We start from the raw sequence: 25,558 nt of genomic DNA on the forward strand, positions 1-25,558 counted from the left end.
AAGTATGAATTTTATTTTCAATTTTTTAGATAAGCTTACCAAGATGGGAGCTTATCTTTCAGCTTTTTTAATTGTTGCTTTAGTTCTTTTAATTTTAACTGAGATTTTTATTAGATCTTTTTTTGATTTATCAACTATGATTGCTGATGAATATAGTGGATATTTATATCTTGCTTCTATTTTTTTAGCTTTAGGTTATACTTTTTCTAATGATGCTCATATTAGAATTAATATAATTACTTCAAGACTATCAAAAAAAGCTAATAATATTTTTGATATTGTTGCAGCAATTATTACTTTAGTAGTTTTAAGCTTTGCTCTTTATAGAACAATTTTATTTACATATGACTCTTATAGTTTAGAAATGTTATCTGAAAATGTTTCAGAAACACCTCTTTATTTAACTCAATTAGCTATGCCTTTTGGAATTATTATTTTTATGTTAGCTGTAGTTTTATTTATATTTAAAGGATTTTCAAATGATAGCTGATCCACTTATTCTTTCAATGATTTTAATTGCAATACTTTTTGTTTTTTTATTGTCTTCTTTATGGATAGGTGTTTCTTTAATTCTTACTGGAATTATAGGAATGTTAATTTATGACCATAATCTTCCCCCTGTAATTAGTATTTATGATAAAGTAGGAGACTTATTAGCTTCTTCTTTATATGATGCTTTAAATTCTTGGTCACTTGCTGCTTTACCAATGTTTATTTTAATGGGAGAGATTTTATATAAATCTTCTATTTCAACAAGATTATTAAATGGTTTAAAACCTTGGTTAGCTTTTGTTCCTGGTGGACTACTTCATGTAAATGTTGCAGCATGTTCTTTATTTGCTGCTGTTTCAGGTTCTAGTGCAGCTACAACAGCAACCGTTGGTAAAATCACTTTAGAAGAACTAAAAAATAGAGGTTATTCAAAAACTTTAGCAATGGGTTCTTTAGCAGGCTCTGGTACTCTTGGATTTTTAATTCCTCCTTCTTTGATTATGATTATATATGGAGTTTTATCTGATGTATCAATTGGAAAACTTTTTGTTGCAGGAATACTTCCTGGACTTTTACTTGCGAGTTTATATTCATTTTATATAATGTATAAAGCAAAAACTGATCCAAGTGTTTTACCTGAAAAAGAAGAAAAATTTACTTTTAAAGATAGAGTAAATTCTTTAAAGGATTTAGCACCTATCTTTTCACTAATTATTTTGGTTCTAGGTTCTATTTATGGTGGTTTTGCAACTCCAACCGAAGCGGCAGCTTTGGGAGTATTAGGAAGTTTTCTTTTAGCAGCTTATTTTAAAGCTATTTCACTTGATATTCTAAAAACAGCACTTTTAAATTCTGTAAGAACTTCAGTTATGATAGGTTTTATTATTGCCGGAGCAGTTTTTCTTTCTCAAGTAATTGGATTTTTAGGAATTGCAAGGGCAATGAGTGAATTTATTATTTCACTTGGACTTTCTCCTTTAATGTTAATCTTATTAATAGGTATAATGTTTATTATTTTAGGAATGATTTTAGAGGCAATTTCTATTGTTGTAATGACCTTGCCAATTGTTCTTCCTATTGTAATTTTAGCTGGATTTGATCCTTTATGGTTTGGTATATTTTTAGTATTTATGGTAGAAATGGCACAAATTACTCCTCCAGTTGGCTTTTCTTTATTTGTAATACAAGGAATAAGTAATGAAAAAATACAAACTATTTTAAAAGCTACTTTCCCATTTTTTATTCTAATGATAATTACTGTTGTACTTATCACACTTTTCCCCGAAATTGTTTTTTATCTTCCTGAACAAATGATAAAATAGTAAAAGGTAAGTTTTTCTTACCTTTTAAATTTTTTCTTACACACTACTAACACATTTCCAACTGTTACAATTTTCATATATTTTTATTAAGGAGTGAAAATGATTAAAAAAAATGAAATTTTATCTTTAGGGAAAAAGAGTTTGCTTTTATCTTTTGGAGTATGTTTATTTGCAGCTTCAACTTTAAATGCAGCACCTGAAAAGTTAAGAGTTGTTGGTTCATGGAGTAGTCTTTCTTTATATAAAGAGTATGAAAAACCATATTGGAAAAAAGGTTTTAAAAAAGAGTTCCCAAAAACAAAAGTTAGATTAAGTTCTTTAGGTCAAGTAAAATTAAAAGGTGCAGCTGTTTATAGACAGTTATCAAAAGGTGTTTTTGATGTTGTTTCTACAGTTGGTGGATACGTTATTTCTGATTCTCAGACTTTAGCTGGTCTAGACTTTCCTGCAATAGCAAATGATATTCAAACAGCAAAAAAAGTAGTAGATGCTTATTCTCCTATTTTAGATGAGGCTTTAGAAAAGGATTTTAATTCAAAACTAATTTCTGTTGTTCCATATCCTTCTCAAGTTTTATTTTGTAAAGAAAAAATCAGTTCTTTAGCTGATTTAAAAGGTAAAAAAGTAAGAGCTTCAGGTTGGACTGTTGCTGAATTTTTAGATGGTGTAGGTGCAACTGGTATTACAATGTCATATAGTGAAGTTCCTCAATCTTTGCAAAGAGGAGTTATTGACTGTGCTGTAACTGGTAGTTTATCAGGATACTCTTCTGGTTGGGGAGAAGTTTCTGAATATTTATACCCTTTACCAATAGGTGGTTGGGCTTTTGTAATTACAGCTATGAATTTAGATACTTGGAATAGTTTTTCAAAAGATGAACAAAAAAAGTTAGTCTCTTCAGTAAATACTCAGATTGTATCTCCTGCATGGGAAAAGTCAAATTATGAAACAAATGAAGGTGAAAAGTGTCTTACAAATAGAGATTGTTCTTATGGGAAAGCAAATACTATGAAATTGGTTGAGGTAAAAGAAGCTGATAAAGAATTATCAAGAAAAGTTCTAATTGAAAATGTAATCCCAAAATGGGTAGAAAAAGTACCAGCTGATGTTGTTGAAAAATGGAACAATACAGTAGGTAAAGTTGTAGATATAACAGCTAAATAAAAAGGTCTTATATGATAGAAAATTTTAAAAAAGGCTCTGAGTTTATAGTATACCTTTGTGGAATTCTGCTTTTTTCTTCTGTACTTTTAATTAGTACAGAAGTTTTTTTGAGAAAATTCTTTCTAGTTTCTTTTGGTGGTGTAGATGAAATTTCAGGATATATTCTAGGGATATCTATTTCTTGGTCTTTAGCATATGTTTTATTTGAAAAGATGCATATAAGAGTTGATATTTTATATACAAAAGCATCAAAAATAGTTAAATCTTCTTTGGATTCAATTGCGATGTTTTTTACACTTTTATTTAGTATTTTTTTAACCTATTTTACAGGGAATGTTTTTTTAACTTCTTTAGAAAAAAATTCTTTGGCAAATACACCTTTAGCAACACCTTTATGGATTCCTCAAAGTGTTTGGTTTTTAGGTTTTTTGTTCTTTTCTTTTTTAACTTTAATTATGTTTATAAAAGCAATTAAAGCATTAATTGAAAATAGAATAGATAAAGATGTAAGTGTGAAGAAGGAGTTTTAATGGACTTAGTTATTATTTCAATAGTAATATTGCTTTTATTACTTTTTCTTTCCGTTCCTGTTGCTTCAACTATTGCAGGAGTAGGAATAATTATTGGATATTTTTTCTCTGATTTCCCAGTTTTTGAAGCAGTAGGGGAAATAACATGGAGTGCAAGTACTGATTTTTTGTTATTATCAATCCCTTTATTTGTTTTATTAGGTGAAATATTGCTTCATTCAGGAATAGCAAAAAATATATATTTTGCTTTACATAAATGGTTATCTTGGCTTCCTGGAGGACTTTTACATGCAAATATTGCCTCATCGAGTATTTTTTCATCTATTTCTGGTTCTTCTGTTGCAACGGCTGCCACAATAACAACTGTAGCAATGCCTCAAAGTGAAAAGTATGGATATAAATCTGGGTTTTTCGCTGGAACAATTGCTGCTGGGGGAACTTTGGGTATTTTAATTCCACCTTCAATTAACTTAATTGTTTACGGATTTTTAACTAATACTTCTATTCCTAAACTATTTATTGCAGGCTTAGTTCCTGGAATCTTATTAGCTTTATTATTTATGCTATTTATTTTATTTGTTAGTGTAACTTCAAAAAATGAAACAATAATAAAAGAAGAAAAAATCACTTGGAAAGATAGATTTATTGCTTTAAAAGAGTTAATTCCTATTTTTATCTTATTTGTCCTAATTATGGGATCGATTTATAGTGGTTTTGCAACTCCAACTGAAAGTGCTGCTCTTGGTGTTCTTGCAACTATCATAATTATTACTGTAAAAGGTTTATTAAACTTAGAAGTTTTAAAAAAATCTATAAAAGGAACACTTAGAACAACTGGAATGATTATGTTTATAATTATTGCTGCTAACTTCTTAAATTTTGTATTAGTATCTATTGGTCTTACTGATGATTTATCTTATTTTATTGAGGATTTAGAAGTTTCTAAATACACAATGTTGCTAGTTATTACTATTTTATTTATTATCTTAGGACTTTTTATTGAAACTTTATCTTTGATGGTAATTACAATTCCTATTGTTGCACCTGTAATGATTGCTTTAGGTTTTGATGGTGTGTGGTTTGGAATTTATTTAATTATTTTAATTGAAATGGCATTAATTACTCCTCCTGTAGGTTTAAATTTATATGTTGTTCAAGGAATAAGAAATAAAGGAAATATTGTTGAAGTTATGAAAGGTGCATTTCCTTTTGTACTTATTATGTTAGCTATGGCTGGATTATTAGTTATTTTTCCAGAAATAAGTTTGTATTTAGCTAATAATTTATAAAGGATTAAAATGAACCCAAATGAGTTTAGACAAAAAGTAGCAAAAAAAGAGTTTACAGGACCAACAGCAGGTTATTGTAAAGGTTATGTTCAAGCAAATATGTTAGTTATTCCAAAACAATATGCTAAAAGTTTTGAAGAGTTTGCTAAACAAAATAGTAAAGCAATACCTGTTTTAGAAGTAGTAGAAGACTCATATTATACAAAGGTTTTAGCAGATAAGGCAAATTTGTTAAATGAATTACCATCTTATAATATTTTTGAAGATGGCAAATTTGTAAAAAGTGTAAATAGTATAGAGGATTATTATACTGATGATTTAGTTTTCTTTTTAGTAGGTTGCAGTTTTACTTTTGAAACATCTCTTTTAGAAGCAGATATTGAATTAAGACATGTAAGCCAAAAGAAAAATGTTGCAATGTATGATACAAATATAAAACTAAATAAAGTTGATATTTTTGATGGAGAAATGGTAGTTTCTATGAGACCAATTAAAAAAGAAAGAGTGGCTGATTCTTGCATTGTAACAAGTCATTTTCCTAGAATGCATGGGTCTCCTATTCATGTGGGATATCCGGAAATGATAGGAATTAAAGATATTACTACTCCTGATTATGGGGATAGTATAGAAATACAAGATGATGAAATTCCAGTATTTTGGCCTTGTGGAGTTACCCCTGAAAATGTTTTAAAGAAAATAAAAATACCATTTGCAATAACCCATTCTCCAGGACATATGTTTATTTCAGATAGAAAAGATAATGAATTTTATGAATAATAGACTAGTTTTTAACTAGTCTATAACCTTCTTGTATAACATTTTCAATAATTTGTACAGGAAGCTTTTTTCTTAGTTCTTTAATAAATGTTTTTAAAGCATTTTGAGTCATATATTTATCTGTCCAGATATATTCTTGAATAAGTTCATAATTTGTTATTTTGTCTTTATTTTTGTAAAGCAACTCTAAAAAATATTTTTCTTTTTTTCTTAAACTTATTTCCTCATTTTTATACTTAATTAAATTTCTTTCTGTATCTAAATACATATTTTCACAAAGTTTGAGTAAAACTTTTTGTTCTTTTAATAGAGCAATTGAAATAGCTTCAAAGAGTTTTTTATTTGTTGCTGGTTTTAAAATATAGTGGGCAATTTTTAAGTTTATTAGTTTAAGTAAGTATTCTTCTTTTGAGTAAGCACTTAAAACTATAATAGGAATATCTAAATTTATCTTTCTTACTTTTTTTATTAATTCTATACCATTGTCATTTTCCATTTCAATATCTGAAATTATTAAATCAGGCTTTTCTTCTAAAAAAATTTCATAAGCATCGATACCATTATCACTTTGATAAACTTCTTTAAAAAAAAATTCTAGGATAGTGACAACTTTTTCTTTAATTATTAGGTCATCTTCTACTACTAAAACAGTATATGTATTAAATTTGTCTTTAAACTCTTCCATTCTTTTCCTTTTATACAATTACTCTAAATACAGCACCATGTTTTGCATTTCTAACTGTTAGTTCTCCACCCATATTTTTTTCAATAATCACTTTTGACATATATAAACCTAATCCTGTTCCTTGTTTTTTCTTTGTTGAAAAATAGGGTTCAAAGATTTTTTCAATATTATTTAATTGAATTCCTTTTGCATTATCATTTACAGTAACAATAGTTTTATTTTTATATGTATTAATTATTAGATAAATTCTAGGATTTTTTATTTCATTTTCAATTAAAGCATCTCTTGAATTAAGTAGAAGATTTAATATTACTTGAGAGTATTCTCTTGGGTAAGCTTTTATTTTACTATCATTTATTACTTTATAATATAGTTTTATTTTTTGATTAGTTAATGAGTCTTTTACTAAAGTAATAGCATTTTCACAGGCTTTTGAGATATAAAACTCTTTTTTATCTTTTTCTTTTTTAAAAAAATTTTTAAAATCTTCAACGGTATCTGACATATATTCTATAACATTTGTTGCTTCTTCTGTAGATTTTAGTAAAAACTTTTTGTCTGCTTTATTAAATAAAATTTTTGTTTCTATCTCCATCAAGATACCAGATAATTGGCTAAGTGGTTGTCTCCATTGATGAGAGATCATTGAAAGCATCGTTCCCATTCTCGCATGTCTTGATTGATGAAACATTGCTCTATCTTTTTCTTTTGCTTCTTTTATTGCTTTTTCAATTTTTACATTTAAGTTTTTATTTAAATTTTTTAGTTTTAATTCTTTTCTTTTTACTTTTGCTTGATATCTTTGAAATGTTTTATTTATTTGTTGAGAGATAAGAATAGATAAAATTGAAATACAAATTATCAATAAAAAAGCAATAACCATAGCTGTTTGAATATATTTTTTTATTTTTTTCTCTAAGGCATTTTTTTGTTTAGAGATTACATTATTTATTTCATCTAAATAAATACCTCCTGAAATCACCCAGTTCCATTCATTGTAAAGTTTTACAAAAGAGAGTTTAGTTGAAGGTCTTTCTTTCCCTTCTTTTTTTGAATAAAACTTAAAAAAAGTACCATCGTAATTTTTTATTGCAAGTCTTACAAGTTTTTGTACATAAAGATTACCCTTTAAATCTATTCTTCTTGTATCATCTGTTCCTATTTCATCTTTTCTTTTTCCATGGGCAATTAAGATGTTAGTATTAGTATGTATCCAAAAATAGTTATTATTTGTAAACCTTATTGACTCAATCCATCTAGCAATATTATATTTTAAATCATCAGTCAGATAATAAATATCTTTTTTTAAAGCTAAAACTATATTTTTATTCTTTATATATTTAAAAAAGTATAAAGTTGTTTCATCTTCTATTATTAAGGCTTCTTTTTTATCTTTTAAAACTTTTTTGTAATCTTCTTTCTCATTGAACCTAAAGAATATATCTTTCTCTTTTATCAATTTATTATTTTTTAAATCAAAAATCATAAAGTCTGTATTTGAGTTTGCATTTTGGATTATGTATTTAAAATAGTTTTTTTGTTTTATTGTATTGTTTTCAATATTTTTTGCAAAAGCATTCATTTGTATTTTTATATTCTTTTTACTGTTTTCTAAAAGTAAATTTTTTTGGTATTTAATATAGGTTATTAATCCATTAACTTCTTTTTTTAAAGTCTCTTTTTGTTTTGAAATATATTCTTTTTCAAGTTGCATACTCTCTTGTAAAAAATAGTCCTCTTGAGATTGTACAAAGTTATATAAAAGAATAGAAACTAAAATTAATATAGAAATAATAGGAGTTAAAATTATAAGTGTTGGTATATTTTTTTCGTTGAACAATTAATCCTCCTATTTATAATTATATAATAAATGTATAAAATGTGCTATAAGTGTGCTTTAAAAAAAATGATATATTTTTTTTACTAAAACTCACTTATTACACACTTTATGATACTAAAATTTCATATTTTAAAACTATTAATATGATAAAATTAAAGGATATCAATGGAAGGCAATGAAATGATTAGATTAAATTGTGATATGGGCGAAAGCTTTGGTATCTGGAAGATGGGAACTGATGAAGAAATTATGCCATATATTAATATGGCTAATCTTGCGTGTGGATTTCATGCAAGTGACTCTTTAACAATGAATCGTTCAGTTCAGCTTGCAAAGAAACATAATGTGACTATTGGTGCACATCCTGCTTACCAAGATTTAGTAGGGTTTGGACGAAGAACTATTCAATGTACATTAGAAGAGATAAAATCAAAAGTTCTTTATCAATTAGGAGCATTAAGTGCTTTTTGTAAGGCTCATGGTACTACAGTTTCTTATGTAAAACCCCATGGAGCTTTATACAATGATATGATGAGAGATGAAAATATTTTTAAAGCTATTTTAAGTGCAATCGCATCTTTTGATAAAAATATTAGATTAATGATTTTATCAAATCCAAATAATGAAGCTTTTTCTTATACTGCAAAAATATATGGTATAGGTTTAATATACGAAGTATTTGCAGATAGAAATTATAATGATGATGGAAGTTTAGTATCAAGAATGAATCCAGATGCAGTTATTCATGATGAAATGTTAGTTATTGAGCGAATTCAAAATTTAAAAGATAGAGGTTTTTTAGAAAGTATAAATGGACATAGACTATTTTTAAAAGCTGATACTGTGTGTGTTCATGGAGATGGGGCTAATGCTCTTGAATTTATAAAAGCTTTACAAAAAGTAGTAATATAATGGATATAAAAATAGCTTCTGTAGATTCTGTTATTATTTATTTTGATAACAAAATTTCTAAAGAAATATCAAATAAAGTAAAGGCAACTTATTCTTATTTGAAACAACTTAATAATCAAGATTTTATAGATATTATTCCTTCATATAGTTCTATTTTAATTAGTTATAATATTTTAAGATATGATTTTAAAAAAATAAAAGAGTATTTAAAAAAAGAGTTAGAGAATATAAATTATGAAGAAGAAACTTCTTCTAAACTAATAGAAATAGATGTATATTATGCTGAAGAAGTAGGACTTGATTTAAAAAGAGTTGCAACTTTAAATAATATAAGTATTGATGAAGTAATTAAATTACACTCTTCAAAAATATATGATGTTTATACAATAGGATTTTTACCAGGTTTTGCATATTTAGGTATAGTTGATGAAAAAATTGCAACTAAAAGATTAGAAAGCCCTAGAAAAAAAACTCCTAAAGGAAGTGTTTCTATTGCAGATACTCAAACGGCAGTTTATCCAAAAGATAGTCCAGGAGGTTGGAATATAATAGGTAAAACAGCTTTTGAGTTTTTTGATAAGAATTTAAAAGAATTATCTCCTATAGATATAAATACAAAAGTAAAATTCAATCCTATTTCAAAAGAAGAGTTTCTTAATCAAGGTGGTGTTATATGAGTGGCTTAGAAATAATCAAAGCAGGAATTTATTCAACTATTCAAGATAAAGGAAGATTTTCTTATATGCATTTAGGAGTTACAAATTCTGGATTTATGGATGAGTATGCAGCTTTTGCATGTAATAAACTTTTAAAAAATGAAATCCATACAAATCTACTTGAAATTCTTTTTCCTAATGTAATTTTTAAAGTAAAAGCAGAGACTACAATTGCTATAACTGGTGCAAAATGTGAGTTCTTTATAAATAATATTCCTTTAGATACTTGGCAAGCTTATAAAGTGAAAGCATCTGATGAAATAAAAATTGGAAAGATACAAGAAGGGCAGAGGGTTTATTTAGCTGTTAAAGATGGTTTTGATATTGAAAAAGAGTTTGGCAGTAACTCTACTTCTATGAAAGAAAAATTTGGTGGATTAAATGGAGATAAGCTAAAAAATGGAGATATTTTACCCTATAAGGAATCAACTACTTTTATAAAAAGAAAATGGAAAAAGAGTTTTCTTCCTAAATATGAAAAAGAAATAGTTTTAAGAGTCATCTTATCTTATCAGTATGAGGATTTTGATAAAGAAGCACTTGATAAGTTTTTTTCTTCAATTTATACAATTACTCCTGATTTTAATTCAATGGCTTGTAAACTTGATGGAGAAAAAATTTCCTGTAATATTTCGACTTTAGTTTCTGAAGCTATCGCTTTTGGTAGTATTCAAATTCCAAAAGATGGAAAACCAATTATTCTTTTAAAAGAGAGACAAACTATTGGTGGATATCCTAAAATAGGGACAGTACTAAATATTGATTGTTTTAAATTAGCTCAGATGAAACCTGGTTATAAAGTTAGATTTAAAAAAATTGGTATTGAAGAGGCTCAACAAAAAGCTAAAGAGTTTTTATTAACTTTTTAGTTTTTTGTATCTCTTAATAAAGAAGCTAGTACCTCGTGAAAAGAATCTTCTTTTTTTACAGCTACTATTGAATATTTGTATGTTGGTTTTATCATAATCCCTGAATTACTTTTTAAAGTAGTTGCAAAAAGAACAGAAGAAATATTTTTAATTAGATTAGAACTTACTTCATAATTCAAGCTTTTTATTGAGATTATAAATTTATTATTAAGGTATCTACAAATATTAAATTCTATATTCTCTTTTTTTAATTCTTTGTTTAAAAAATCATAAATATAGACTAAAAGATTATTAGAAATAAGCTTACTATAGTTGTTTTTTATGTATTCTAAGTCTTTAATATCTATTAAAATAAGTGTAGTATCTTCTTGAAATTGTGCTTCTTCATCTAAATATTTATGATAAAGCCATTTTTTATTAAAAGCTTTTGTTAAGTAGTCTTTATAAATGCTATCTGTCATATTTTGTAGTTCATTTTGTAATTGATTTATTTGAGAATATAACTTTTTTAAAGCATTTGAATCATTTTCTTTAATTGCTTCTTTTGCTTCAAGAGTAATAGAAGCAGCATCACCAATATTCTTATTAGCTATTTTTATGTAGTCATTTATATTACTTAGTTCATTTACTAGTAGATTATCAATTTCTTTTTCAAAACTTTTGTCATTTATTTGTATTTCATAAAGTTTTGCATGTTTATCAAAACATTCAAAATATTCTGATGGTAAAATAATTTCTTGAGGTAATAACTCATTTACTGTTAAATCAGTTATTTCTTTTAATTGCTCTTTCATTATCTATTTCCTATAATATCTTCTATTTTCATTGGTTTTGAAATATAATAACCTTGAGAATAATCTATATTAAGTGATTTTACATATCTTAATATTTTTAGATCACTTACAAACTCAGCTATTACTTTAATATTTTGTTCTTTAGAAAATTGAACAATACTTTTGACTAAATTATAATAAACTTCTTCGTCTATTTTTTTTATTAAACTGCCATCAAGTTTTATATAATCTGTATTAATGTTTAAAATATGCTCATAATTTGAAAATCCACTACCAAAATCATCAATGGCAATTTGTACATTATAGTTTTTTAAGTCTCTAATAAAATCATTAACTAAATAATAATTACTTATTTTTTTGCTTTCTAATATTTCAATAGTTAAATATTCTCCTAGATTACTATTTTTAATATTTTCAATAATTAAATCTTTCATAGAAGGGTTTATAATATCACTATAATCTAGATTAATACTTACAAAGATTTTATATTTTTTTATATAATCAAGAACTTTTAGTATCATAACTTCCATAAGCTTATTAAAGAGTCTATATTTCCTTGATTTATTAATAAAGACAGCTGGCATTAATATTTCCCCATCTTTATCATATATTCTCATTAAGGCTTCATATTTTACAATTTCTTTTGTTTTATTATCTTGTATTGCTTGAAAGAAAGGTTCTACTGTTTTTTTTTCAATATTCTCTCTTAAAATAGATAGAAGTTCTTCATTTTCAAAATGAGTTTTATAAAGTTTAGGATCATAATACATAAAATTTATATAATTCATTTTTGCATTGTGTAAAGCTTTCTCTGCATAAATTTGAAGCTTTTCATCTTTGCCTTTTGAACTACCTAATGTAACATCAATATCAATAGTAAGATCAGAATCTAATAAAGAAAACTGATGAGAAATTATGGTATTAAAAATGATATTTTTAATTTCAATTACTTCTATTTTTGATAATTCTTCATAAATTATTAAATTAAAAACATCAACATGGGAATTTCTTACTTCAATGTATAAATTTTTTTCTAATTCAAATAGGATTTGACTTCTAATATTTGAATCTAAAAGTTTATAAAGCTGTTTTATTATGAAATTTCCATTTTCAAAACCATAAACAGCATTTATATCTTTCATATATAAGATATCTATAAGAAAAATTGTTTTAGTTTTATTTTTAAAAAAATACTTATAAAGCTTATTAAATAAGGGCATTCCTTACCTTTTTTATTAAACTGGAATCTAGTATATATTATTAAATCTTAAGCAATGTAGAAATTTCTATAAAATCATATAAAATTTGTAATATTTATAAAAGTGTTTATACAATTTGTATAATAACCCTTAATTTATAATACTTTAGTTAAAATCTCAGCCATAAAAGATTCAATTTTTTGAATAATTTAAAATAATTTTTAAGGCAATTATGTGGAAGATTTTATAAGAGAATGGGGATATATTGCATTATTTTTATACTCATTTGGTGGAGGCTTTGTAGGATTAGTTGTTGCAGGGGTATTATCCTATGCAGGGGATTTAAATATTTATATTTCAATATTAGTAGCAGGAATATCAAATTTTATAGGAGACCAGTTTTTATTTACTCTTGCTAGACAAAACAAAGCTTATGCAAAAGATATGATGAAAAAATATGGACGAAAAGTTGCTTTAGCACATGTTCTTATGAGGAAATATGGATCTTTTGTTGTAATCATTCAAAAGTATATTTATGGAATAAAAACGTTAATTCCTTTGGCTATGGGACTTACAAAGTATTCTTCAATGAAATTTATTTTATTTAATGCAATTGCAACTATTTTTTGGGCTTGTATTGTAGGCTTTGCAAGTTATACAGCAGGGGAATATATCTTAAATAGTACAGAAGAATTTAAATATGTAGGTTTAGCAATTGTTGCTACTATTTTAATAGGAATAACTTATTTTTTTAGAAAAGTTTAGTTGAAAAGTGGAAAGCCTTAAAAGCTTTCCCATTCATCATTGTCATTATTTGAACTAATTATTTTAGTTGGCTTTTTATTAGTTTTTTTATTAATATCTTTTTTAATTACTTGTTCAACACTTCTTTTTTCATTTCCTTTATAAGCAAGGTCTGTTGCATTTTTTCTAATTTTAATATCATTTTTTCCATCAAACTCTTTAGCCTCTGCATGTTTAATGATCATATTAGAAATTTCTAATGTTTTTTGTGCAATTGTATCTGCTTGTGAAGCATTTTGAGCATTTTCTTGTGTGATTTTATCTAAGTTGTTAACGGCATCATTAATTTGTATCATACCCGCAGATTGTTCTTTACTTGCAGTTGTAACATTTTCAATTAATTCAATAGTACTAGAAATATTTCCATTTAGCTCTTGATATCCATTAATCATATCAGAAGCAATTTTTTTACCTTCATTTGTTTTTGCTTGGGCATTTTCAACTAAATCTTTTATCTCTTTTGCTGCTTCTGCACTTCTATTTGCTAAGTTTCTAACTTCTTGTGCAACAACAGCAAAGCCTTTTCCAGCTTCACCTGCAGTTGCAGCTTCAACAGCTGCGTTTAGTGAAAGAATATTTGTTTGGAAGGCAATTTGATCAATTACAGTAATTGCTTCGTTAATAGCAGTTGTTTGTGCATTGATATCTTCCATTGATTTAGCAGTATTATTAGCTAATTTTTGACCTGTCAATACTGAATGTTTTACTTTATCACCATATTCAGCCATTTTAATTGTTGTTTCTGAATTACTTTTTATATTTGAAGTAATCTCTTCTAGTGCAGCAGCAGTTTCTTCTAATGAAGCTGCTTGACTATTTGCCGCATTTGAAATTTCATCCATGTTTTTAGTTAAAATATTAGCATTTTGACTAAGAATTAAACCACTTCTTTTATTTTCAATTAAAGTTTCAGTAATCACATTTCTTAGAATATTTACATCATCTTCAAGCTCTTTAATAATCCCTTCTAGATTATTCTCTTCAAGTTGTGGACTAAAGTCAAGTTTTGAGTAAGAGTTAAGAACCTTCATAATACTTTCAAAGTTTTCATTTAAAGTATGAAGCATTTCATTAATAATATTTTTAAGCTCACTTAATGCAGGATTATTAGAGTCATTAGTAATTCTAGTATCTAAGTGACCTTTATTAATCTTATTTGCAACTTCAATTGTGTTTGAAATAAGACTTCTATCTGCTTGAATATTTGCTTTTGTTTTATTAATATTTTCATTAATAAGTTTAGACATTTTCCCAAGTTCATCATTTGATTCCACAATTTCTAAATTAATATCATCTTTTTCATAATTAATAAAGGCAAAGAAGTCATCTAATCCTTTCCTAACTTGGTCAACATCTAGTAAAATTGTAAAAGCAATTGTTCTAGCAAGTATAAGAGTTAAGGCAACTCCAATAGCACTTAAAATACCAAAAAGAATAACTTCAAAGGTTGCATTATTTATCTCTTCATCAATTGTTTTAATAAGGTGCTCGGCAAGATAGTTTTCCACCTTTTTTAAAAGATTAATTTTTTCTGTAATAGTATCAAACCAATAAGAAGAATCAACTCCAAAGTTTGAGTCTATTCCTTTAAATAAAGCAATATTTCTCATTTTGTTTACTTCATCAACTGCCTCACCTTTTACTGTATCTTTATAGAATACTTTAGATGAGTCATCAGATACTTTTAAAAAGGCATCCATATAAGCATTTTGTGCAGCAATTAAAGTATAGAATTTAGCTTTCATTCCTTCACCAAAGTTGTCCCTAGCAAAAGTATTTGTACCTACTGCTCTTTCAATACCTGCTCTTTCTTTTGATAATAGGAAATTTAAATAAGCAGTTATATCTTGAGATACTTTTGCATTATTAGATAGTTTTGAGATACTACTAATTGTATTTAGTAAAGAGCTATTAACATTTGTATAATATGCAATTGCTTTTGATGTTTGAATGTTTAATCCAGTTACATTATTTCTTGTATTAGAAAGATTTGTTAATAAATTTAAACTTTCCTGCAAGTTGTTGTTAAAATCACTTCCATATTTAGATGTATCAAATGTAGATAAAAAACTTTTCATTTCTTTGAGTCTATTGTTTGTTAAATCTCTTTGACTTGGTAGTTTATTTTGAAACTTAGTTCCTTTACTTCCTAAGTAACCTGCTGTCATACCTCTTTCTTTTTGTGTTTCATGTACCAGTGCACCAATTTTTGTAGATAAAACAATAACTTTATCTAAACTCTTTAGATTGGTATAATATATAAAAGAGTTAAACCCAAGTTTTGCAGCTAATAATATTACAATACATAAAGGTATTGACATTATTAGAATAAGTTTTTGTTTAATAGACATTTTTGAAAGCATCTTCTCTCCTTTTGAGCTTTGATGAAATAAAAATAATTAAATAGAAATAATAAATAGCTTATACTATTTATACTTTAAAATAATTTAATTTATAATGTAAAGATAATACAATTTTATTGTATTTATGGTAATTTTGTTATAATCTAGTAAAAAAAGAGGCTGTTATTAAAAAATTTACTCAATTAAACCTATCAAAAGAATTTTTAGAGAATTTAAATTCTTTAAATTATAAAGAAATGACAAAAATCCAAGAAGAGTCTCTACCTTTTTCATTAGATGGAAAAGATTTAATTGCAAAAGCAAAAACAGGTTCAGGAAAAACCCTTGCCTTTTCTTTACCTATTGTAAATAAATTAGATGTTAAAAAATTTAAAATTCAGGCTTTAGTTTTAACTCCAACTAGAGAATTAGCTAATCAAGTTGCAAGTGAGATAAGAAAAACAAGTCGGCATATTCATAATGTAAAAGTTTTAACTCTTTGTGGAGGAACACCTTTTAAACCTCAAGTAGCATCTTTAAGTCATGGAGCTCATATTATTGTTGCAACTGCAGGAAGACTTTTACAACATATTCATGAATCTAATTTAGATTTATCCAATATTGAAATAGTAGTTTTAGATGAAGCAGATAAAATGCTTGATATGGGCTTTTATGATGATATAATGAAAGTATTGGAAAACTTACCACAGAAAAAGCAGACTTTATTATTTTCTGCAACCTATGAAGATAATATAAAAAAATTAACTTCTTCTATAATGAAAGAAGCTATTTTTATAGAAGATCAAACAATAGAAAAAGAAAATCCTATAAAACAAATTTTTTATAAAGTAAAAGAAGATGCACAAAAAGATAAGGTTCTTAAATCTTTAATAAAACAAAGTAAAGCTTCAAGTACTTTAATTTTTTGCAATACAAAGCAAAAATGTGAAGAATTAGCAGATATTTTATATGAGCAAGGTGTTGATTTACTAACTTTACATTCAGATTTCGAACAAAGACAAAGAGATGAAACATTAATTCTTTTTTCAAATAAATCATATCCCGTTTTAATAGCAACTGATGTTGCTTCAAGAGGTTTGCATGTTGATGATATTGAGTTGGTTATAAATTATGACTTAGCAAAAGATATAAAAGTACATACTCATAGAATAGGTAGAACAGCAAGAGCTGGAAATAATGGTTTATCAATATCTTTTTATGATGATAATACTCTTTATAAGTTTGATGAAATAAAAGAAAACTTTAAAGATATATCAATTGAAGAGCTTGATGATATAAAAGATGATGATTTCTCTATAGATTGTAAATATAGGGCAATTTTAATTGATAGTGGGAAAAAACATAAATTAAGAGCAGGGGATATTTTAGGAAGTTTAACTGCTGGAATAGGTTTACCAAAAGAAGCTATAGGAAAAATAGATATTTTAAATTTTGTTTCTTATGTTGCTATTGAAAAAGCATATTTTGAAAAAGCTTTAGATGGTTTAAATAAGAATAAAATAAAAGGGAAATATATAAAATGTTTTAAAAGATAAATTTATTTATCTTTTAAAGCTTTTAGCTTTGCTTTTTGTTGAATATTTAGTTTATGACACATTTTCATACCATATAAATAAATTACCCAAGAAATATAAATCCAAAAAAAAGAAAATAGTAATATTGCTAAAGATCCATAAATTGTTGCATAAGTTTTATTGTAAACAACATAATAGATAAATAAATTTTTAGTAATAGAAAGAATTATTAAAGTAAATAAAGAAGAAATAGCTGCAGCTTTTGTATTAATATGTCTATTTACACTTAATTTAAAAAGTCCAAAAAATATTAACCAAGCAAAAGAAAAACTTATTAGCCAGTTAAAAAAAGTATTATTGTAAAAAGATAAAACAATATTTAATGTAGCAAGCATAAGTGGTAAGGTAACTAAAAAAAACAAATAGAAAAAAAATGACTGTAAAAGAGGTTTTCTTTTTGCATTATGTATTTTATTTACAATATATTCATAATCTTTAAAAAACATAATAAAAACAAATAGCATATATAAAATACCAAGCCAACCTAGTTTATTTGAATTTGAAATATAGTTTTGGAAGGTCTTAATAAAGTCTTCTGAGTGGGTAGGGTTTAAAATATCAAAAGTGTATTTTATAAATATATCTGAATAGTTTTGAATAATATCCAAACTAGAAATAATTGCAATTAATAAAGCGATTATTGGTAAAATAGAAAAAATTGTAAAGAAACTAAGACTTGCAGCATAATAAGTTGTATCATCATTAAAAAATGAATCTAAAGCTTTTAATAAAGTCTTAATAGGATTCTTTACAATTTCTGGCTCTTGCATTTTTTTACTTTATACAAGTCCCATTTTAAATGGATTTAAAATATTATTTGGGTCAAATGCTTTTTTTATACTTTTGAAAAGTTCTATTTCTGCATCAGTAAAAGCAATATTCATAAATGGTGCTTTTGATAATCCAATTCCATGTTCTCCTGATAAGGTACCACCCATATCACAAACCATTTGAAAAATTTCTTCAATTGCTTTATGTCCGTCGTGCATTTCTTTTTCATTGTTTTTATCTTTAACCATTACATTAACATGGATATTCCCATCTCCTGCATGACCAAAACAAGGAACATTAAAACCATATTTTTCACCAATTGCATAAATCGCATCTAGTGCTTCTGGAAGCTTAGCCCTTGGTACAGAAATATCTTCATTTAATTTTTTTGTACCATAAATAGCTGTTGCAGGACTCGCATTTCTTCTTGCAAACCAAAGTTTTTTACCTTCTTCTTCATCTTTTGCCTCAATAAATCCAATAGAACCATACTTAGCAAAGGCTTCTTTTAAGGTTTCAATTTGAGAATCAATTTCTGCTTGGCTACTTCCATCAACATCTCCAACTAAAATACCACCAGCATTTTCAGGTAATTCTATATTTGGGAATTTTTGTTTTAAAGCTTTAATAACAAGAGCATCTAAAAATTCCATAGCAACAGGATTTGCGCCTGCTGCAAGTGATTTAAATACTGCATTCATAGCTGTATTTACATCAGGAAAAACACCCATATAAGTTTGTTTAAATTTAGGTTTTGGAATAAGTTTTAAAGTAATTTCAGTAATAACTGCAAGAGTACCTTCACTTGCAATTAAAATACCAGCTGTATTATATCCAGCAACATCTTTTATTGTTTTTTTACCAGCACTTATAATTTCACCATTTGGTAAAACAGCTCTTAATGCCACTACATAATCTTTTGTAATACCATATTTAGCTGCTCTCATTCCACCAGCATTTTCTGATACATTTCCCCCTAGTGTAGAATATTCTTCACTTGCTGGGTCTGGTGGATAAAACAATCCTACTTCTTCAACAGCCTTTTGAAATTCCATATTAATAAGTCCAGGCTGTACAACTCCAACCATATTTTCCATATCAATTTCAAGTAGTTTATTCATATGTCTTTCTAAAGAAAGTATTATACCTCCGTTTGAAGGTAAAGCACCTCCTGTAAAACCACTTCCTGCACCTCTTGGTACGATTACTATTTTATGTTCATTACAATATTTTAAAACTTTAGATATATCTTGCTCATCCCTTGGAAAAACAACTGCATCTGGCTCAAATCTCTCTTTTGTTGCATCATAGCAATAAGCTATTAGGTGAGCTTTATCTGCTTTTACATTTTCCTCACCTACAATATTTTTAAAATAGTCAATATGTTCTTTATTTAGCATCTTTTAAACCTAATAATGTTTCATAGTAGTTATTATAAATTTTGCCATCTACTACTAATTCTTCTGAAGAAACTTCATCTTCTAATAATATTTCTTCCTCTGTTCTTTTATCGTCTCCAAAAAATGATGATATAGAATCTAACCAATTTTCATAGTCTAAAATTGATTCAAAAGGATTTTTTTCTATTTTTTCAACTCTTGTATAAAAAGGCATCTTTTCATCTTGTGTAAAATTATATGCAATATTTTCTTGTTCTAAAATAGCAAAAGTTTTACTATCAACAATATAAACTTTATTTTTAATTACAAAAAATAAAGTACCAATATTTTGAGATATAGCAAAATCTTGAATAGTCTCTTTTGAAGGTAAAGGTTCTGCATTTGTTTTCAATTTAGAAGCAAAAAGATCAGAGTGCAAAAAGTTATTATCTCTGTATTTTTCTCTTGTAGCTAAAAAAGCATCTTGAGATGGGGCAATAATTAAAGAAGAATCATAAAGATAATTAATTATTACTTCATCCCCTTCTTGTGCTTTTCTATTTGAAGTTGGAATAGCATTTTGTTTTATATCTAAAAAAGGAACAAGTTTTAAAGTTGAAGAAGTTGAGTCAGAAGAAGTAACTAAAGCATTAGCCACTACTAAAGATTTTCTATTTTCATAAACATGTTTTACAATACCACTTTGTCCAACTCTTAAATTTGGTATATCTATTTTAGCTGTATCATTTGTAATTTTATTAAGTTTAGTTGTAAAAGGGCTATAGTCTAATTTTACATGTTTATTTGACATAAACTTTGAATTATCAATAGAAATAATCTCTTCATCTGTTAAGGTATAAATATAGTTTAAACCTGTTTTAGCTTTTTCTATTTTTAAATCTTTAAGATTCCAACCTTTTTCTTTCATTTGATTAAAAGAAAATTCTCCTTTACAAAGACCTCCATCTAATTGAGTACTTTCTATTGTTGATGGAGAATTCCAAGCTTGCTTATAGCAAATTGTTGTTTTTGCATTTAGACTTTGTGTTAAAGCAAAGGTTGATAATGCCACTATTAAAGTTTTTGATACTAATTTCATTTTTTTCCTTATTTAGCTTCTTGAAGTTCTTTTAATCTATCTCTTACAACATCTGAGTGAAGAACTTCAATTTTTTCACCTTTTACAGTTTTCTTTTTTCGTACACTTACTTTTTCCCATTTCTCAGCTATTTTACCTTCTGGGTCAATAATAAAAGTACTTCTAACTACTCCCATATTTTCTCTTCCCATGAATTTTTTAAGTTGCCATACTCCATAGTCTTCACACATTTTTTTATCTGTATCTGCAAGAAGTGTTATTGATAAATCATATTTTTCAATAAACTTTCTATGTTTTGCACTATCATCAGGACTAACTCCTAATATCACAGCATCTAAGTCATCAAATTGTGCTTCAGCAGCAGTAAAATCACAAGCTTCATTTGTACAACCTGGTGTTAAATCTTTTGGATAAAAGTATAATACAATCCATTTCCCTATTAAATCTCTTGAGCAAATTTCAATATCATCTTGATTTGGTGTACAAAACTCTGGTGCTTTTTGTCCTATTTCAATCATTTATATTCCTTTTAGTTTACTTTTTTATTGCAATAAATGTAGCAAAGTTTACCCACTTAAAAAGTGTTTCACAATGACTAAATCCTGCATCTAATATCATTTTTTTATTTTCTTCATCAGTATAAGGTATAAGTACATTTTCTAAGGCTTCTCTTTTTTGTGCAATTTCAAATTCACTATAACCTTGAGTTTTTTTAAATTCATAATACTCATCAATATATTGTTTTCCTAAAACTTTATCTGAAGAAATTACTTTTTCACTGAAAATAAAGATTCCATTTTCTTCTAAGTTTTCATATATTTTTTTTACTAATTTTTCCCTTTGCAAAGGTCTTATAAATTGAAGAGTATAATTAGAAATAACAAGTTTTGCATTTTCATAATCAATGTTATGTAAATCTTCATTAAGAAGTTTAATATCAACTCCAAATGCTTTGCATTTATTTTCAGCTCTCGCAAGCATTGCAGAAGAATTATCTATTCCAATTAAATCAAATTTTTTTGAAGAGTGTTTCGCAAGTTCTATTAATGTAGAAGCTGTTGAGCAACCTAAATCATAAACAGTATCATTTTCTTCTAAATAGTTTAATGCAAAGTTTATAGTTAATCGTTGCATCTCTTTATAAAAGGGAACTGAACGATTTAACATATCATCAAATACTGATGCTACTTCTTCATCAAATTCAAATTGTTTTTTTATTGATTTTTCAAATACCTTATCTGTCATAGAGATATTTTATCTAAATGAAGTTTAATTATTATTTATCAAATGCTTAAAATGTTTTTTGCATTTAAAATATCTTTTTGTATTTGTTCTTTTAAAGCTTCAAAAGAATCAAACTTTTCATTTTCTCTTAGTTTTTTAATAAATTCAACTTGAACTGTTCTGTATGAGTTTTTTATATTTTTATCTAATATATGAGTTTCCACAGCATAGCTTCCATCAGTGGTTTTTCTGTGACCCAAAAATGTTACTGAGTTATGCTTTTTTTCACTTATAATTGTTTTTGTGGCATAAACTCCTTCTTTAGGTAATAAAAAATCTTCAACTCTTAAGTTTATAGTTGGAACAAATTGTTTACTTCCCAATCCTTGACCTTTTATTTGATCTCCGAAGATTTTATAGTTTTTACCTAGAAGTTTATTTGCAAATTCTATGTTACCATCTTTTAAAAATTCTCTAATTATTCTTGAATGAACAGAAATTCCATCAACTTTTATTTCTTCTATAACTACAACTTCTCCTTGAAAAAGCTCTTTTAATTGAGGGATGCAGTTTTTTCTATTTTTCCCAAAACAAAAATCAAAGCCTACAACAATTTTTTTAAGATTTGGAAACTCTTCTTTTATTAAGTCAATAAATTCTTTTCCACTTAAGTGTTTTATATTTTCTAAAACATAATAGTAAATAGGATATTTAGAATATTCTTGCCTGTAACTTTTAGGAGTTAAATTAGAAAAACCAGATTCAATAGAAACTATTCCTCCTTTTTCTCCAAGATTTTTAAAAAGTTTTTGATGGGCAAAATGCATTCCATCGAAACCACCAATAGCAATGGTTGTAATATCTTTTTTATTTACTAAAATAGAAGAGCTCTTCTTCATTTCCATCTTTTCCTTCAAGTTTACTTTTTGCATAAGCTAAGAGTTCCCAATTTAAAAGTTTGCAAGTATCAAGAAACTTTTGTCTTGCTTTTAAAATAGCATTCTTATCTTTTACTACCCCTTTTTTATCTCTTTTGATATTATTACCAACTTCAAATTGGGGTTTAAATAAAATAATTATTTCTTTATTTGCCAAGTTATTTATTTCTTCAATTATATTTAAAATTGAAATAAAAGAAACATCACAAGTAATCAAGTCAAAAATTTTAGAACTTTTAAATGTTCTTATATCTTGATTTTCAAAAAAAATAATTCTTTTATCTTCTTTTATTCTTTTATGCAGTTGATTTGAACCCACATCTACACAAGTTACTTCTTTGATATTGTTTTCAAGAAGGATTTGAGTAAAACCACCAGTACTACTTCCTATATCTAAAGCTATTTTATTTTCTATATTAATATTAAATTCTTCTAAAAAATATTTAAGTTTATAAGCAGCTCGGCTTACATAAAAATCATCTTCAAGTAGTTCAATATTCATTTTTTCTTCAACTATATAAGAGGCTTTAGAAATGATTATTCCATCAACTTTTACTTTTTTTGATTTTATAAGTTCACTAGCTTTATTTCTACTTTGAATATTAAAATGTTTTGTAAGGTATAAATCCAATCTCATGGAGGAAATTATAGTAAAAAAATGCTTCTTATTAGATTATTTATAGCTCTTTTAGTTCCTTTGTGTAAAATTATGTAATGTATTTTGTAAAAGAAGAAACTAATCAAACCTTAGAAGAAAAGAAGTCTAAATTTATTGCTTATTTATGTCCTTATAATCAATTTGATTCACTAATGAAAAGACTAAGAAGTGAACATCCAAAAGCTAGACATTTTGTTTATGCCTATAGATATTTAAATGATTTTGAACAAGTTGTAGAAAACTCAAGTGATGATGGGGAACCTAAAGGAACAAGCGGGAAACCCTCCTTAAATGTTCTTGCTGGAAATGAGCTTATAAATAGTGCTGTCATAATTATAAGATATTTTGGAGGTGTAAAGTTAGGAACAGGTGGTTTAGTAAGAGCTTATAGTGATGCTGTTAATTTAGTAATAAAAAATAGTAATTTAAAAAAGTATGAAAAACTTATTACTCAAGTTTTAGAGTGTGAATATAATGAATTGTCTCAACTTGAATATTTGTTAAATCAAAAAAATATAAATATTAAATCAAAAGAGTTTACTTCAAATATAAGTTTAGAACTTGAACTTACAAAAGAACAACTTGATGAATTAAAAAATGATTTACCTAGGAATATAAAAATAAAATAATTTTATGTAGTATAAATAAAATTAAATATTATTAAAGTAAAACTTTAATATGATAATTTAAAATATTATATAAAGGCATTTTTATGAAACTTATTATCTTTTTTATTTTTTTTGTAAATCTTTACTCTAAAGAAATTAATGTAAACTTTAAAAATTTGGATTTAGTAGAACTTGTAAATATTACTTCAAAGACTATAAATAAAGATATTTTAGTTCCCTTTAAATTAGAAGGTAAAGTAAACTTTAGTTCAAATTCAACTATTGCAAAAGATGACTTATTAAATATTTTAAATGATTCTCTTGAGCAAAATGGCTATTTTCTCCAAAAAGAAAAAGATATTTTTAAAGTTGTAAAAAACAAAAAGAATAAAAGTAAAATCATCAAAGAAAAGGTTAAAGTTTATAATACAAAAACTTCAATAATTAACTTAACGCATCTAAATGCTGAAAATATACAAAAATTATTAATTAATATAATCAAACAAAGATCTTACCCAAAGGGAGCAAAACCTGTAATAGCATTTGAAAAAGAAACAAATAGTTTAATTATAAATGCTCAAAAAAAAGATTTAGAAGATTTAGAAAATATAGTAAAAGACTTGGATAAAAGTAGAATACAAGTTTACATAAAAGCAAAAATTATTGAATTAGATGAGTATTTATTAAATGATGTAGGATTTAGATTTGGGATTTTAGGAGCAAAGGCTTATAGTGGAGGTTTATATACTTTTTCTTCAAATTTAAATAATGGAAATGCTATTTCTTTTGATACTTCTTCTATAGGTTTAGAAATTCCTAATATAAGTTCTTCTTTGGCTTTAGGTGCTTCATTAAGTTTGTTAAAACAAACCTATGCTTTGAATATTGTTTCTGAACCTTCTTTACTTTGTTTAAATAATAAAGAAAGTTCAATATATGTAGGTGAAACAATTTCTATTCAAACAGGAAGTACTATAAGTGATGGAGGAAATACAGTAAATGTTCTTGAAAGAGAAGATATAGGTTTAACTTTAAAACTCAAACCAAGAGTATTTGGAAAAAAAGTTTTAATTGATATTGATACTAAAATAGAAGGTGTTAAGACTGCTAATACTACAAATAGTAATCCTGATACTTCAAAAAAACATATAAATACAACAGCTTTTGTAAATAATGGGGAAAGTGTTATTTTAGGAGGTCTAATAGAAAGTAAAAGTGAAAAAAATATTGAAGAAGTTCCTTATATAAGTGAAATCCCTATGATAGGAGAATTATTTAAAAATAGATATAAAGATAATAGAACAAAAAATTTATTGATAATAGTTACTCCATATATAATTCCAAAGAATAAAGATTTAACATATTTAACTAAACAATTATCAAAATTAAAAGCTTTGGAAGATAAGTTTTTAGAAGAAAGTTTAATAAACCTAAAGAAGAAAAAAGACTATAAAAATAATTCAACAAAAATTAATAAAACTAAAAAAAGTAGATTTGAAAACTATTTTAATATGTAATAATGGCTCTCACTTCATATTAAGCTTTATTTGT

Annotated in this window: 24 protein-coding genes and 1 pseudogene; 13 read left to right on the forward strand and 12 right to left on the reverse strand. The window is 26.0% G+C overall.

Annotated elements, in window-relative coordinates:
- The first annotated feature begins 4 nt into the window (after positions 1–4).
- The 6 genes from CP965_RS10500 to CP965_RS10525 all read left to right on the forward strand — a co-directional run bounded on the left by CP965_RS10500 (position 5) and on the right by CP965_RS10525 (position 5,574).
- Positions 5–490, forward strand: a complete 486-nt coding sequence (locus CP965_RS10500; protein ID WP_129062065.1) for a TRAP transporter small permease subunit — start codon at positions 5–7, stop codon at positions 488–490.
- On the forward strand, positions 480–1,814 hold the full coding sequence (locus CP965_RS10505; RefSeq protein ID WP_129062066.1) for a TRAP transporter large permease: 1,335 nt from the start codon (positions 480–482) through the stop codon (positions 1,812–1,814). The genes CP965_RS10500 and CP965_RS10505 overlap by 11 nt, the downstream gene beginning before the upstream one ends.
- A gap of 99 nt (positions 1,815–1,913) precedes the next feature.
- Complete coding sequence (locus tag CP965_RS10510; RefSeq protein WP_129062067.1) at positions 1,914–2,978, forward strand: TRAP transporter substrate-binding protein; 1,065 nt, start codon at positions 1,914–1,916, stop codon at positions 2,976–2,978.
- An 11-nt stretch (positions 2,979–2,989) separates the two neighbouring features.
- Positions 2,990–3,508: a TRAP transporter small permease subunit gene (locus CP965_RS10515; RefSeq protein ID WP_129062068.1), complete on the forward strand. Its 519-nt coding sequence runs from the start codon at positions 2,990–2,992 to the stop codon at positions 3,506–3,508.
- Positions 3,508–4,797, forward strand: coding sequence for a TRAP transporter large permease (locus CP965_RS10520; protein WP_129062069.1), 1,290 nt, complete (start codon positions 3,508–3,510; stop codon positions 4,795–4,797). Before CP965_RS10515 ends, CP965_RS10520 begins: the two co-directional genes overlap by 1 nt.
- 9 nt (positions 4,798–4,806) lie before the next feature.
- Entirely contained in the window at positions 4,807–5,574 is a 768-nt protein-coding gene (locus CP965_RS10525) for a putative hydro-lyase (RefSeq protein WP_129062070.1), read from the forward strand.
- A 4-nt stretch (positions 5,575–5,578) separates the two neighbouring features.
- On the opposite strand, the gene CP965_RS10530 is transcribed toward CP965_RS10525, so the two are convergent.
- Positions 5,579–6,259 (reverse strand): response regulator transcription factor, encoded by a 681-nt coding sequence (locus CP965_RS10530; protein ID WP_129062071.1) that lies wholly within the window; start codon positions 6,257–6,259, stop codon positions 5,579–5,581.
- Between the two features lie 10 nt (positions 6,260–6,269).
- Positions 6,270–8,099, reverse strand: coding sequence for a sensor histidine kinase (locus CP965_RS10535; RefSeq protein WP_129062072.1), 1,830 nt, complete (start codon positions 8,097–8,099; stop codon positions 6,270–6,272).
- Positions 8,100–8,264: 165 nt separating this feature from the next.
- On the opposite strand from CP965_RS10535, the gene CP965_RS10540 reads away from it, so the two are divergent.
- From CP965_RS10540 to CP965_RS10550, 3 genes are read left to right on the forward strand one after another with little or no spacing between them, the layout of a single operon-like run.
- Entirely contained in the window at positions 8,265–9,011 is a 747-nt protein-coding gene (locus CP965_RS10540; protein WP_129062073.1) for a 5-oxoprolinase subunit PxpA, read from the forward strand.
- On the forward strand, positions 9,011–9,688 hold the full coding sequence (gene pxpB, locus CP965_RS10545; protein WP_129062074.1) for a 5-oxoprolinase subunit PxpB: 678 nt from the start codon (positions 9,011–9,013) through the stop codon (positions 9,686–9,688). The genes CP965_RS10540 and pxpB overlap by 1 nt, the downstream gene beginning before the upstream one ends.
- Positions 9,685–10,596 (forward strand): 5-oxoprolinase subunit C family protein, encoded by a 912-nt coding sequence (locus tag CP965_RS10550; protein ID WP_129062075.1) that lies wholly within the window; start codon positions 9,685–9,687, stop codon positions 10,594–10,596. The genes pxpB and CP965_RS10550 overlap by 4 nt, the downstream gene beginning before the upstream one ends.
- On the opposite strand, the gene CP965_RS10555 is transcribed toward CP965_RS10550, so the two are convergent.
- Together CP965_RS10555 and CP965_RS10560 are read right to left on the reverse strand one after the other, a co-directional pair.
- Positions 10,593–11,390 carry a diguanylate cyclase domain-containing protein gene (locus CP965_RS10555; RefSeq protein ID WP_129062076.1) on the reverse strand — a complete coding sequence of 266 codons (798 nt, stop codon included), beginning with the start codon at positions 11,388–11,390 and terminating at the stop codon, positions 10,593–10,595. The genes CP965_RS10550 and CP965_RS10555 overlap by 4 nt on opposite strands.
- Positions 11,390–12,610: an EAL domain-containing protein gene (locus CP965_RS10560; protein ID WP_129062077.1), complete on the reverse strand. Its 1,221-nt coding sequence runs from the start codon at positions 12,608–12,610 to the stop codon at positions 11,390–11,392. Before CP965_RS10560 ends, CP965_RS10555 begins: the two co-directional genes overlap by 1 nt.
- 213 nt (positions 12,611–12,823) lie before the next feature.
- On the opposite strand from CP965_RS10560, the gene CP965_RS10565 reads away from it, so the two are divergent.
- A complete protein-coding gene (locus CP965_RS10565; protein WP_129062078.1) occupies positions 12,824–13,354 on the forward strand; it encodes a DedA family protein in 531 nt (176 codons plus the stop codon).
- 167 nt (positions 13,355–13,521) lie between these two features.
- On the opposite strand, the pseudogene CP965_RS10570 reads toward CP965_RS10565, so the two are convergent.
- A pseudogene (locus CP965_RS10570) lies at positions 13,522–15,756 on the reverse strand (methyl-accepting chemotaxis protein); the annotation flags it as partial.
- A 164-nt stretch (positions 15,757–15,920) separates the two neighbouring features.
- Here CP965_RS10570 and dbpA point away from each other — a divergent pair.
- The gene (dbpA, locus tag CP965_RS10575) at positions 15,921–17,291 is read left to right on the forward strand and encodes an ATP-dependent RNA helicase DbpA (protein WP_129062080.1); all 1,371 of its coding nucleotides are present in this window, start codon (positions 15,921–15,923) and stop codon (positions 17,289–17,291) included.
- Between the two features lie 2 nt (positions 17,292–17,293).
- On the opposite strand, the gene CP965_RS10580 is transcribed toward dbpA, so the two are convergent.
- From CP965_RS10580 to tlyA, 7 genes are read right to left on the reverse strand one after another with little or no spacing between them, the layout of a single operon-like run.
- Complete coding sequence (locus CP965_RS10580; protein WP_129062081.1) at positions 17,294–18,100, reverse strand: YihY/virulence factor BrkB family protein; 807 nt, start codon at positions 18,098–18,100, stop codon at positions 17,294–17,296.
- 9 nt (positions 18,101–18,109) lie between these two features.
- Entirely contained in the window at positions 18,110–19,501 is a 1,392-nt protein-coding gene (locus CP965_RS10585; RefSeq protein WP_129062082.1) for an FAD-binding oxidoreductase, read from the reverse strand.
- The gene (locus tag CP965_RS10590) at positions 19,491–20,579 is read right to left on the reverse strand and encodes a plasminogen-binding N-terminal domain-containing protein (protein WP_129062083.1); all 1,089 of its coding nucleotides are present in this window, start codon (positions 20,577–20,579) and stop codon (positions 19,491–19,493) included. Before CP965_RS10590 ends, CP965_RS10585 begins: the two co-directional genes overlap by 11 nt.
- An 8-nt stretch (positions 20,580–20,587) precedes the next feature.
- Positions 20,588–21,097: a peroxiredoxin gene (locus tag CP965_RS10595; protein WP_129062084.1), complete on the reverse strand. Its 510-nt coding sequence runs from the start codon at positions 21,095–21,097 to the stop codon at positions 20,588–20,590.
- Positions 21,098–21,113: 16 nt separating this feature from the next.
- A complete protein-coding gene (gene cmoA / locus CP965_RS10600) occupies positions 21,114–21,824 on the reverse strand; it encodes a carboxy-S-adenosyl-L-methionine synthase CmoA (protein ID WP_129062085.1) in 711 nt (236 codons plus the stop codon).
- A 38-nt stretch (positions 21,825–21,862) separates the two neighbouring features.
- The gene (locus tag CP965_RS10605) at positions 21,863–22,702 is read right to left on the reverse strand and encodes a bifunctional riboflavin kinase/FAD synthetase (protein ID WP_129062086.1); all 840 of its coding nucleotides are present in this window, start codon (positions 22,700–22,702) and stop codon (positions 21,863–21,865) included.
- Positions 22,671–23,378: a 23S rRNA (cytidine-2'-O)-methyltransferase TlyA gene (tlyA, locus tag CP965_RS10610; protein WP_129062087.1), complete on the reverse strand. Its 708-nt coding sequence runs from the start codon at positions 23,376–23,378 to the stop codon at positions 22,671–22,673. The genes CP965_RS10605 and tlyA overlap by 32 nt, the downstream gene beginning before the upstream one ends.
- Before the next feature lie 77 nt (positions 23,379–23,455).
- Here tlyA and CP965_RS10615 point away from each other — a divergent pair, with 77 nt between their 5' ends.
- Both CP965_RS10615 and CP965_RS10620 read left to right on the forward strand, forming a co-directional pair.
- The gene (locus CP965_RS10615; RefSeq protein WP_129062088.1) at positions 23,456–24,028 is read left to right on the forward strand and encodes a YigZ family protein; all 573 of its coding nucleotides are present in this window, start codon (positions 23,456–23,458) and stop codon (positions 24,026–24,028) included.
- An 83-nt stretch (positions 24,029–24,111) separates the two neighbouring features.
- Positions 24,112–25,524: a type II secretion system protein GspD gene (locus tag CP965_RS10620; protein ID WP_129062089.1), complete on the forward strand. Its 1,413-nt coding sequence runs from the start codon at positions 24,112–24,114 to the stop codon at positions 25,522–25,524.
- The last annotated feature ends 34 nt before the right edge of the window (positions 25,525–25,558 follow it).

The organism is Halarcobacter mediterraneus (assembly GCF_004116625.1).
GTDB lineage: Bacteria > Campylobacterota > Campylobacteria > Campylobacterales > Arcobacteraceae > Halarcobacter > Halarcobacter mediterraneus.